General features: G+C 36.4%; 11 protein-coding genes. 9 read left to right on the top strand and 2 right to left on the bottom strand.

The window, feature by feature from the left end; genetic code table 11:
* The first annotated feature begins 61 nt into the window (after positions 1-61).
* From ACI6PS_RS08145 to ACI6PS_RS08130, 4 genes are all read left to right on the top strand, one after another.
* Positions 62-826: a lipopolysaccharide kinase InaA family protein gene (locus ACI6PS_RS08145; RefSeq protein WP_421012060.1), complete on the top strand. Its 765-nt coding sequence runs from the start codon at positions 62-64 to the stop codon at positions 824-826.
* Between the two features lie 243 nt (positions 827-1,069).
* Positions 1,070-3,496 (top strand): TonB-dependent siderophore receptor, encoded by a 2,427-nt coding sequence (locus ACI6PS_RS08140; protein ID WP_421012059.1) that lies wholly within the window; start codon positions 1,070-1,072, stop codon positions 3,494-3,496.
* Positions 3,496-4,614 carry a PepSY-associated TM helix domain-containing protein gene (locus ACI6PS_RS08135; protein ID WP_421012058.1) on the top strand — a complete coding sequence of 373 codons (1,119 nt, stop codon included), beginning with the start codon at positions 3,496-3,498 and terminating at the stop codon, positions 4,612-4,614. Before ACI6PS_RS08140 ends, ACI6PS_RS08135 begins: the two co-directional genes overlap by 1 nt.
* Positions 4,615-4,642: 28 nt before the next feature.
* The gene (locus ACI6PS_RS08130; protein WP_421012057.1) at positions 4,643-5,176 is read left to right on the top strand and encodes a hypothetical protein; all 534 of its coding nucleotides are present in this window, start codon (positions 4,643-4,645) and stop codon (positions 5,174-5,176) included.
* A 31-nt stretch (positions 5,177-5,207) separates the two neighbouring features.
* Here ACI6PS_RS08130 and ACI6PS_RS08125 read toward each other — a convergent pair whose 3' ends face one another.
* Complete coding sequence (locus tag ACI6PS_RS08125; protein ID WP_421012056.1) at positions 5,208-5,552, bottom strand: toxin-antitoxin system YwqK family antitoxin; 345 nt, start codon at positions 5,550-5,552, stop codon at positions 5,208-5,210.
* A 217-nt stretch (positions 5,553-5,769) separates the two neighbouring features.
* The gene (locus ACI6PS_RS08120; protein ID WP_421012055.1) at positions 5,770-6,765 is read right to left on the bottom strand and encodes a TlpA family protein disulfide reductase; all 996 of its coding nucleotides are present in this window, start codon (positions 6,763-6,765) and stop codon (positions 5,770-5,772) included.
* A gap of 137 nt (positions 6,766-6,902) precedes the next feature.
* Here ACI6PS_RS08120 and aspS point away from each other — a divergent pair, with 137 nt between their 5' ends.
* From aspS to bioD, 5 genes are all read left to right on the top strand, one after another.
* On the top strand, positions 6,903-8,648 hold the full coding sequence (gene aspS / locus ACI6PS_RS08115) for an aspartate--tRNA ligase (RefSeq protein WP_421012054.1): 1,746 nt from the start codon (positions 6,903-6,905) through the stop codon (positions 8,646-8,648).
* 1 nt (position 8,649) lies between these two features.
* Positions 8,650-9,342, top strand: coding sequence for a porin family protein (locus ACI6PS_RS08110; protein WP_421012053.1), 693 nt, complete (start codon positions 8,650-8,652; stop codon positions 9,340-9,342).
* Between the two features lie 306 nt (positions 9,343-9,648).
* Complete coding sequence (locus tag ACI6PS_RS08105) at positions 9,649-9,846, top strand: cold-shock protein (RefSeq protein ID WP_421012052.1); 198 nt, start codon at positions 9,649-9,651, stop codon at positions 9,844-9,846.
* A gap of 162 nt (positions 9,847-10,008) precedes the next feature.
* Positions 10,009-11,151, top strand: coding sequence for an aminotransferase class I/II-fold pyridoxal phosphate-dependent enzyme (locus tag ACI6PS_RS08100; protein WP_421012051.1), 1,143 nt, complete (start codon positions 10,009-10,011; stop codon positions 11,149-11,151).
* A gap of 121 nt (positions 11,152-11,272) precedes the next feature.
* Positions 11,273-11,890, top strand: a complete 618-nt coding sequence (bioD, locus tag ACI6PS_RS08095) for a dethiobiotin synthase (RefSeq protein WP_421012050.1) — start codon at positions 11,273-11,275, stop codon at positions 11,888-11,890.
* Positions 11,891-11,921 lie beyond the last annotated feature (31 nt).

Genomic DNA, 11,921 nt, shown 5'->3' with positions numbered 1-11,921 from the left:
CCCCCGTTGTGATTTGAAACTGCAACGGGGGATTATACACTAAAACAAAAACAATAATAACATGAAAACCGAAGGAGGAATAGAACATCTTGTGGAGATGTTTCCTAATGAGGGGAAACTTATACAAGCCGGTAGAAATACGATAAAGAAATTAGCCTATAACGACGGATTTATTTCCATAAAATCATTCAAGAAACCCAACTTATTCAATTCGTTTGTTTACAAATACATTCGAAAATCAAAAGCGCAACGTTCTTTTATAAATGCAGGAAAGCTTTTTTCTCTTGGCATCAATACGCCTAAGCCTATAGGTTTTTTGGAGCGTTCAAATGTGTTTGGAATCAAGGATAGCTACTATGCTTGCGAGCATCTCAATGCGATTACGTTGAGGGAAATCCTAGCAAGTGAACACTGCAAGAACCATGATGGTGTTTTGGAACAATATGCTGCCTTTATGTTTGAACTGCATCAAAAAGGAATTGAGTTTATCGACAGTACGCCAGGCAATATTCTTATAGAAGAAATAGCCGATGGTCAATATCGTTTCTACCTGATTGACATCAACAGGATGAAGTTTCACCAAGCGCCATTGTCGTTTTTTGACCGGATGAAAAACCTGTCAAAAATTTCTGAAGAGACACCTCTCCTTCATCAGATTGAAAAGCTCTATTCTAAGTTTTACAAACAGGATACTGCTTATATCTATCAAACGATACTGTATTACAGAAGCAGGTATAACATTAGAATATTTCATAAACAATATTTCAAATACCAGCTTTCGGAGTTTAAGAAGTTGTTTAGCAAGCCACACTTGTGTCAGAAATAATACCAAAGCCCTGCCGATAATTAGGCGGGGTTTTTATTTTACTTCAAGATTTCTGAATGATAATTTTGAATTTCCATCTGAAAAATTCAACAAAACCTAATTATCATTTTTTTTCGTTAAAAAGCTACAAAATTTTCAAATTTTTGAATCGTTTGAATTCCTATTTAGAATAATTCAAAATAACTTGCACCGCATTTTTTTGCAACGTACTTTTGCCATCGAATTATTAAAAACAAATTCAACATGAACAAGAATATATTTGCAATGCTGTTGAGTATCTTCTTTAGCCTAATTGCAATTGCACAGGAAAAAGGAGCTTTGACAGGAAGTGTAGTAAGTTCGGACAACAGTCCGATAGAAAATGTTACCGTTACTGTAAACGGAACACGATTTGGCACCCAAACGGATGCTAATGGAAAATTCGAAATTAAAAATTTAAAGACAGGAGGCTATGTTCTGAAAACTTCTTCTGTTGGTTTTACGACAAAAGAAACGGGCTTTTTCATATCTGAAAATCAAACCACAACATTACCTGCCATTGTTTTGAACAGCAAAAACGAAACTCTTGAAGAGGTGGTGATTACCGGAAACGTAAACCGATATACCAAATCTGAAAGTGAATATGTTTCGAGAATGCCTATTAAAAACCTTGAAAACGCTCAAGTTTACAGTGTGGTTACCAAAGAATTAATGAAAGACCAATTGGTCGTGAACCAAGACGAAGCCTTGAAAAACATTCCTGGATTGTACCAACTTTGGGCTTCAACAGGTCGTGTTGGCGACGGAGGTTCGTATTTTTCTTCTCGTGGCTTCATCACACAAAGCTTGTTGCGAAACGGAATTGCTGGAAAAATCACAAACAATGTCGATGCTTCTAATTTAGAACGAATTGAAAGTATCAAAGGACCATCAGCCACGCTTTTTGGAAGTTTATTGACTTCATATGGTGGTTTGATTAACCGTGTGACGAAAAAACCATTTGACAATTTTGGCGGAGAAATATCTTATCAATCAGGAAGTTACGGTTTAAACCGGATTACTGTTGATGTAAATTCACCAATAAATAACGACAATACCGCTTTGTTGAGGGTAAATGCAGCTTACAACAATGCCAATACGTTTCAAGATTATGGTCATACCAGAAGCTTCTTTTTTGCCCCATCATTCTCGTATCAAGTCAATGAAAAACTATCGATCTCTATTGATGCAGAACTTTCCAACGTAGATGCTTCGTCAATGCCATTGATTTATTTGCCTTTCGGCGAAACACCAAACAGCTTAGGTCTTCATAATGCGAATGACATCAAAATGAATTGGAAACGCTCGTTTGTAGGTGATGAATTCATGATGAATACCAAAACAGCAAACGTTTTTGCTCAAGCCAATTACCAAATGTCAGACAACTGGAAATCGCAATCGGTATTGAGCAGCAGCTCCAATCAATCGGTTGGGCCACAGACTTGGTTTTATTTACTGGGCAATGATGAAATGTCAAGAAATGTTTGGAACATCGACGGAAGAGACAACATCATCCAATTCCAACAAAATTTTAATGGCGAATTTGAACTTTTCGGAATGAAAAACAGATTTTTGGCTGGAGCCGATGTGTATCGTCTTGAGAGCAAAGTGGGTTATGGCTATTTGCCAACTTTCTTCTACTTTGATACTGTAAATTATACTGGAGCAAACCCAAATTATTATGCCTTCACGCCTCAAGCCGCCGAAGCTTTATTTGCACAAGGAACTCATTACAAAGAACAAAAGGCACTGACAACATACAGTGCATATTTTTCTGAAGTATTGAATGTTACCGATAATTTTATGCTATCAGTCGCTTTGCGATTTGATCATTTTAATAACGAAGGAACTTTTGATCCAGCAGGAAATACAACAACCGGAGCTTTTTCTCAAAATGCCCTTTCGCCAAAATTCGGAATCGTATATCAAATCATTAAAGACCAGGTTTCGGTTTTTAGCAATTACCAAAATAGTTTTAAGAACAATGGCTTTCAATTAGCCGATGTTAATGGAGTGGCTGCATTGAAAGCATTTGATCCAGAAAAAGCAAACCAAGTTGAAGTGGGAATCAAAGTAAACGCTTTTCAAAATAAATTGAGTGCCACACTGAGCTACTACAACATTGAGGTAGAAGATATTTTAAGAGCAGGAACATTGGCCAACACAAGCGTTCAGGATGGCAATCAAACCAGCAAAGGTTTTGAAACAGAAGTGACTGCAAACCCAATTCCTGGGTTGAATTTCATCGTAGGTTATGCTTTCAACAACAGCAAATTGAACAATGCAAATGCCGATGTAAACGGACTTCGCCCTGAAACGGCTGGACCAGAAAACATGATTAATTATTGGATCAGTTATAGCCTTCAAAATTCGAAGCTAAAAGGTTTAGGCTTTGGTTTCGGAGGAAATTATGCAGATGAAACGTTTATCTACAACCGAAATCCATTGGCTAACGGAAATAGTGCAGATGTTCAAACCTTCACGCTTCCATCCTATTCCGTTGTAAATGCTGCTTTGTATTATGATCAACCAAAATACCGACTTTCTATAAAAGTAAACAACTTGACCGATGAATTGTATTTCAACGGCTATACAACAATCAACGTTCAGGCTCCAAGAACTTTTATGGGAAGCATTTCGTATAAATTTTAATGGGTTTAAAAAAATCAATACGCTTTATTCACAAATGGCTCGGACTCACCTCCGGGCTTATTGTGTTTATAGTCAGCATTACCGGCTGTATCTTTTGTTTTCACGATGAAATAAAAGACCTGACCAGAAGTTACCGAAAGGTTGAAGTTCAAGACAAGCCATATATACTTGCTTCTACTTTACAACAAAACGCCAAAAAATTATATCCTGAGGCCACAACCGACATGGTTATTTTTTATGGAAAGGATCGACCAGCCATTGTCTATTCAACCATTAAAGAAATACCGCACAATATTTTCTTCAATCCTTATTCGGGAGATTTTTTACATGCAGAAAACTTGGAGGAAGATTTTTTTGTGATTGTCGAAGATTTACACATGCATTTATGGTTGCCACCCGAAATAGGAAAACAAATTGTAGGAATCTCTACCATCATCTTTGTTTTGATGGTTATATCCGGTATCGTTTTATGGTGGCCGAAAAAGAAGAAAGACCTCAAAAACCGAATCAAGATAAAATGGGATGCCAAATGGCGACGCGTCAATTATGATTGGCACAATGTTACGGGTTTTTATATTTCAATCATCGCAATACTCATTGCCATCACGGGTTTGACGTTTTCGTATGAATGGATGCACAAGACGATGTATGTGCTGGGTAATCTGGGGAAGGAATTTCCTAGAGAACAAATGAAACCTTTCATCGATACCACGCTTACAACCATGAGCACCACAAAGCCGGTTGATATTGCTTTAGCAACTGCCTTTAAGGCAAAGCCCATGGATGAAATGTTTTTTGTTTGGGATTTAGGAGAAAAGGAAGCCATTATAACCGGTTCCTACCCGGAAGCTTTAGGATTTCACCATCAATCGAATTTGCTTTTTCATCCAAAAACTGGGACGCTTTTAAAAGAAAATTTCTACGAAAATAAAAGTGCAGGAATGCAACTTCAGGAAATGAATTATGGTTTACACACGGGACAATTCTTCGGCTTGACCGGGAAAATTATTGCTTTTATAGCTAGTCTTTTAGCCGCCGCTTTACCCCTTACTGGCTTCGTTATTTTTTGGGGAAGAAGAAATAAAAAGAAACCAAAGACTAAATCCATTTCCCGATAGATTACTATATTGCAGTAAAATTTGCTGTATGAAAAAAATATTTATTTTAGGATTCTTGTCTGTTTTATTCCTTAATTGCAATTCAAAAACAGAATTCCACACTGTTAAAATTAAGAATCAATATTCCCTTGATCTTCCTGACTATATGGGAGAGGCAAGAGACCTCAATACGGAAGCGTCGCTCCAATATCAAAATACTTTTAGAGAACTTTATGCCATCGTTCTGGATGAGCAAAAGACTGATTTTCCAAATCCAGAAGAAATAAATCTGGAAGATTTTTACAGCATTGTGCGCGGTAATTTGGAAGGAACATTGAAGAACCCAACATTTTCTGTTACGCGCGACACTACAATCAATGGTTTGAAAGCAAAATTGTTTTCACTTTCTGACAATACGGAAGGCGTGGACATCTATTACCAATTTGCGTATCTTGAAAGCGACAAGCACTTTTACCAGATCCTGATTTGGACATTGGAAAACCGAAAAGACCAATACATAAAGGACATGGACAGGATTATTGCTTCCTTTAAAGAAACGGAAAGCAAGAATAGGGGCAAATAAAAAAGCTTCCGTTTCCGAAAGCTTTAATGAATTAATTTCTGTTAACCACTGCGTCTTCTTTCCAGGTTTTCACCGATGCTACTCGGCTGTCTGAATAGTTCACTTCGCTCAGGTTTTTATCGGTCCAGAAAATCCATTTACCGGTTTTGATGCCTTCATTATATTCTGCCATGGCTTTTTTATTTCCATTCGCGTCATAAGAGGTCCATTGTCCGTGTACTTTTCCGTTTTTATAAAAACCTTCCTGACTGATTTGTCCGTTTTCGTGATAGTAAGTTGATTTAACCATATCGCCTACTACTTCGTGTTTTGGTGTATTATGAGCGAAAGTAATTCCTGTAATTAACATTGCTCCTAAAATCATATACTTTTTCATAATGTTAGTATTTTTTAATTATTAAATAAATCATTTTTAGGGTTGGGTAACAATCGTTTGCCTCTGATTGTCTAACAAATATATAAATTAGTTTACATTAAAAAAACTTTCACTTAACAATTTAATAACATTGAATGAAAACTTAACATTGGAAAATTTAATCCATAAAAAAACCAATGCTTTCACATTGGTTTTGGTAATGAAAAATTGAGAGATTTTACTTCAATAATGCTTCTAAAACTTCAATTAATTTTGGAGAGGAAGGCCTATCAGCATTGGCATTCACGATCTTACCTTTAGGATCAATCAAGATAAATCTTGGAATACCTGTAATGCCCATTTGCTTCACAAACGCAGAATTCCAATCATTATCTGCAAAAAGCTGTATGCCTCCTAATTCTTTTTCGTTTACAAACTTCTTCCATTTTTCCTGATCTTTTTGGGTATCGATGGAAATGCTCACAAATTCAATATTCTTATTGTGAAATTTTTCTTCTACTTGCTTCAAATACGGAATTTCAGCACGACAAGGTCCGCACCAAGTCGCCCAAATGTCAATATAAACAAATTTGCCTCTCAAATCCTCCAGTTTAGTTTTTCCTCCTTTATGATTTAGATATTCAAACGAAGGCGCTGGTGTTTCATTCAGGGCTTTTATGGCTTGATTTTCTTTGTAATATTCTTGCAAGCCAGCAACATTCTGATCGATTGATTTTTGGTGCAAAGCGACAAAAGCTGGTTCTAGATCTGCTTTTCGAAGTCTTTCAGCATCGGTCTTCTTTTTAGCATCCAATAATTTTCCGAAAGTCAACTCATCAGAAGCCAACGCCGTATCATAATCAAACTGCTCTTCATAAAGTGCGTTTTGCGCCAAGAAGTTATTCTCCTTTGCTCCTTTTCCTTCATAGACAATTGTCTCATCAAATTCTTTGGCATTGAGCTTCATCTTCAAATCATAACCATTCTTCAAATAAAGCATCGTCGATTCAGCTCCGTCATAAAATTGATACATTCCATCGGCAACCTTCAGGGTGTCTTTAAAAAATCCATCTTTGTTGAGGGCTATTTCCTTCTTGTATTTTTTTGGTCCGATAATCGAAATCTTATCGCTGTTTCTATTTTCAATTTTTGCTTCAAAAGTGGCATATTTCTTTTGGGCAAAACCTACGTTTGACAATGCTACCGCACATAAAACGAACACTATTTTTTTCATAAAAGGGGTGTTTTAATTTTTGATAACCCAAATATACCTATTTATTTAATTTGCTGTAAATAATTCTGTTTAAGTTTAGGCGAATGCCGTAGAATTGTGGTTTTAGTTTTTTACTTTTGCAATCTAAAATTTTGATCATGTATAGAAGTCATAATTGTGGAGAATTGAACGCTTCACATGTAAATACTGAAGTTACTCTTGCGGGTTGGGTTCAAAAATCACGCGATAAAGGATTTATGAATTGGGTGGATTTGCGCGACCGTTATGGCATCACGCAGTTGATTTTCGACGAAATCCGCACCGACAAAGCCGTATTTGAATTGGCAAAAACACTCGGAAGAGAATTTGTGATTCAGGTAAAAGGAACCGTGATTGAGCGTGAGGCCAAGAACAAAAACATCCCAACAGGAGAGATTGAAATTTTAGTTTCTGAATTGAATATCTTGAATGTTGCGCAGACGCCTCCTTTCACAATTGAAGATGAAACGGATGGTGGCGAAGACATTAGAATGAAATACCGCTATTTGGATATCCGAAGAAATCCGGTAAAAAACAGCTTGCTTTTCCGTCACAAAGTGGCGATGGAAGTGCGTAAATATTTATCAGATTTGGATTTTTGCGAAGTGGAAACACCTTATTTGATTAAATCAACTCCGGAAGGTGCAAGGGATTTCGTCGTTCCATCAAGAATGAACGAGGGTCAGTTTTATGCCTTACCGCAATCTCCTCAAACGTTCAAGCAATTGTTGATGGTGGGTGGAATGGACAAATATTTCCAGATTGTGAAATGTTTCCGTGACGAAGATTTAAGAGCTGACAGACAGCCTGAGTTTACACAAATCGATTGTGAAATGGCTTTTGTGGAACAGGAAGACATCTTGAATGTTTTTGAAGGATTGACGCGTCATTTGTTGAAAGAATTAAAAGGTATCGAAGTAGAGAAATTCCCAAGAATTACTTATGATTATGCGATGAAAACTTACGGAAATGACAAGCCGGATATTCGTTTTGACATGAAGTTTGGCGAGTTGAACGAGGTTTCTCAACACAAAGAATTTCCAGTTTTCAACAGCGCAGAATTGGTTGTGGGAATTGCAGCACCAGGTTGTGCAACTTATACCAGAAAAGAAATCGATAATTTAATTGATTGGGTAAAACGTCCTCAAGTGGGAGCTTCAGGAATGGTTTATGCCAAATATGAATTGGACGGAAGCATCAAATCTTCGGTAGATAAATTCTACGATCAAGAAGATTTGAAAAAATGGGCTGCAATTACAGGAGCAAAACCAGGCGATTTGATTTTGGTCCTTTCTGGTCCAGCCAATAAAACAAGAGCACAATTGAGTGCTTTGCGTATGGAATTAGCAACCCGTTTGGGCTTGCGTAATCCAGAAGTTTTCGCACCGCTTTGGGTGGTAGACTTTCCATTATTGGAAAAGGACGAAGAAAGTGAAAGATGGCATGCAATGCACCATCCGTTTACTTCTCCGAAACCAGAAGACATGGCTTTATTGGAAACTGATCCAGGAAAAGTGCGTGCAAATGCGTATGATATGGTATTGAACGGAAACGAAATTGGCGGTGGTTCGATTCGTATCCATGATAAGGAAACACAGCAATTGATGTTTAAATATTTAGGTTTTACCGAAGAAGAAGCAAAAGCACAGTTTGGTTTCTTGATGGATGCTTTCCAATTTGGAGCGCCACCACACGGAGGATTGGCTTTTGGATTGGACAGATTGGTAGCGATTTTAGGTGGCCAAGAAACCATTCGCGATTTTATTGCCTTCCCTAAAAATAATTCGGGTCGTGATGTGATGATTGACGCGCCATCGGTTATTGATGAAAAACAATTGGAGGAATTGCATATCAGATTGAAATAATATGAAGAATTATTTCTTGCTTTTATTAGTAATCTGTACTGCAAGTTTTGCACAGGACAAGCCTCAATTTGGAGTTAATTTGGGTGGAACGTATTCAAATGTGAGAACAAATAATTTCAACGATCAAATTGTATCCTTTAAAGACAGCAAATATGATGTCAACTTTCTTGTCGGTGTTTCTATTGAAATTCCTCTGAATGAAAAATTTTCATTTGTTGGAAACATTAATTACGAAAGGAAATCATACAAAAGGAACGCTGTGTTTTCCCAAAGTAATTTTGAAGATTTTGACCCTATACTTGACAATAGAACATATGTAAGCGAAGAATACAAAACAAGACTGGAATACATCACGGTTCCATTAAACATGAAATACTATATTGATTCTGAAAAAAAATTTTACGTTAATGGCGGGCCTTTTCTAGGTTTTTTCTTCAATAGTAATTATAAAACCGATGGGGAAAATAGTGGTGATGGAAATGATAATTTTAAGACATTGGATTTTGGAGTCAATTTAGGCATTGGAACAAACTTCAAAATCAACGACAAAAGCAGTCTGAATTTGGAAATTCGTCATAATTATGGATTAATTGATATTAATAAGATTGAAAGCACTCCTACTTTTACAGCTTTTGTTTCTTATGTAAAAACAAATTCTTTCAACCTAATCGCAAATTACCAATTTGATTTATAAATTTTCAAACTATAACCTACAAACTTTGGAGAAATCTGAGGCTTTTTTGTTTTCAATAGAATTTAATTTTCGCTGTCAAAATAATTCATCTGCTGATAAAATAGTAGGAATAACTTTCCTTAAAACAATGATCAATCATTGATTTCAATTTCATTAAATTTTGAAAATCAATTGCTTGTCCTCACTCAAAAAAAAGCAATGATGAAGAAAAACGAATATTTTTTTTTCATTTTTTTAACATAAGTTGGTTTTTGTATTGTATTAAAGATTACATTTGTAGCATTATTAATTATTTTTATTATTACAATGCGTACAGGTACAGTTAAATTTTTCAATGAGTCTAAAGGTTACGGATTCATTACAGACGAAGAAACAGGAAAAGACATTTTCGTTCATGCATCAGGAATCAGAGCGGAAGAACTTCGCGAAGGTGACAGAGTATCTTACGAAGAAGAAGAAGGAAGAAAAGGTAAAGTTGCAGCTCAAGTAGTAGTTGTTGACTAATTATATATCTATTTATTGCCTACAATGTCTAAGCGTCCCGAAATTATCGGGACGCTTTTTTTATGCGTAATCTGAGTATCCATTATATAACCTATACGTTAAAGCAGGCGAACTTTGCGAATTCTTTGTGTGCCTTGTGTTTAAATACTTTAAATTTGCATTATGAAGTTTCCCAAAAATCTATCCGAAAAACTAGAAGCCAGAAAGCAAAATAACGCACTGCGTCAACTTTCGCAAAAGCAGGAAAAAATAGATTTTGTTTCGAATGATTATCTTGGGTTTTCAAAATCTGAAAAGCTATTTGAAGAAACCCATCAGTATTTAATTGATCATCACTACACTCAAAATGGCGCCACAGGTTCACGTCTGATTTCTGGAAACCATCCACTTTATACCGAAACCGAAAACTATATTGCAAAATTCCACCAAGCAGAAACTGCCCTGATTTTTAATTCAGGTTATGATGCCAATGTAGGTTTCTTCAGTTCGGTTCCCCAAAAAGGCGATCTTATTCTATACGATGAATTGATCCACGCTTCCATTCGGGATGGGATTCAGTTATCAAATGCCAAATCGTATAAATTCCAGCACAATGATTTTGAAGATTTGGAACGGTTGATTTCAAAGTTCAATGACACTTCTTCATCAATCTATATTGCAACGGAATCTGTTTTTTCAATGGATGGCGACACACCGAATCTTGAAGAATTAATCAGTTTGACGGAAAAACACAATTGTTATTTAGTTATTGACGAAGCACATGCTTTAGGGGTTTTCGGTGAAAAAGGTGAAGGCTCTGTTCAGGAAATGGGATTGCACGACAAGGTATTTGCAAGAATCATGACCTTCGGAAAAGGACTTGGCTGCCATGGTGCGGTTGTTTTAGGTTCAAAAGAATTGAAAGACTATCTGGTGAACTTTTCAAGGAGTTTTATCTATACCACTGGGCTTTCCCCTCATTCTGTTGCCACTATTTTAATCGGCTACCAACATTTGGAACAAGAAAAAAACACCCTTTTGCAATTAAGAGAAAACATCAATTTCTTTAATCAGGAGAAACAGATGATGGGATTGCGACCTCTATTTGTCAGAAGTAAATCGGCGATTCAATGTGCCATCATTCCAGGAAATGAAAAAGTAAAGAATATTGCTTTAAAATTGCAAGAAAATGGATTTGATGTAAAAGCGATACTTTCGCCAACGGTTCCGGAAGGTCAGGAGCGACTGCGGATTTGTTTGCACAGTTATAATTCAAAAGAAGAAATTTCATCGTTGTTGAGATTGTTGGGTACTTTTGTTTTTTAACACTGATTAAACGGATTTATACAGAAAAGAGATAACTGCTGATTCAATTAAAGTCTAAAGAAAACTTAAAACATTGCGAGCCTTGCGAATTCTTCGTGACCTTTGCGGTTAAAGAAATACCATGAAACTATTTATAACAGGAATATCTACAGACGTTGGCAAGACCATTGCCTCCTCCATCATAACAGAAGCACTAGAAGCTGATTATTGGAAACCCATCCAAGCGGGTGATTTGGAATCTTCGGACAGTCATAAAATAAAAGCTTACTTATCGAATGCTAAAACGAAGATTTTCGAGAACAGCTATGCTTTACTGACTCCAGCAAGTCCACATTTGGCAGCAGAAATTGATGGTGTAACGATTGACTTAAAAAAAATCATTGAACCAGAAACTTCCAATCATTTGGTTATTGAAGGTGCAGGGGGAATTTTTGTTCCGCTGAACAATGAGGAAACAATTGTTGATTTGATTCGACCTGATTATAAAGTGATCGTGGTTTCGCGTCATTATTTAGGAAGCATCAATCATACTTTGTTGACGATTGAAGCTTTACAGCATCGGAAAATAAACATTGCAGGAATTATTTTCAATGGAGATGAGAACAAATCTTCGGAAGAAATCATTCTGAATAAAACAGGTGTGAAATTCCTCGGAAGGATTGAGAATGAACTGTATTTCGACAAAAATGTGATTCGGGAATATGCCGATTTGTTTAGAGAGACGCTTTTACAATTATAAGAACCAAGAGCAAAGAAGCAAGAGGAAAGAT

This window comes from Flavobacterium sp. PLA-1-15 (assembly GCF_049060005.1).
Taxonomy (GTDB): domain Bacteria; phylum Bacteroidota; class Bacteroidia; order Flavobacteriales; family Flavobacteriaceae; genus Flavobacterium.
Note: the sequence above shows the minus strand (reverse complement) of the source record. Positions and strands in the feature narration are given on the sequence as shown.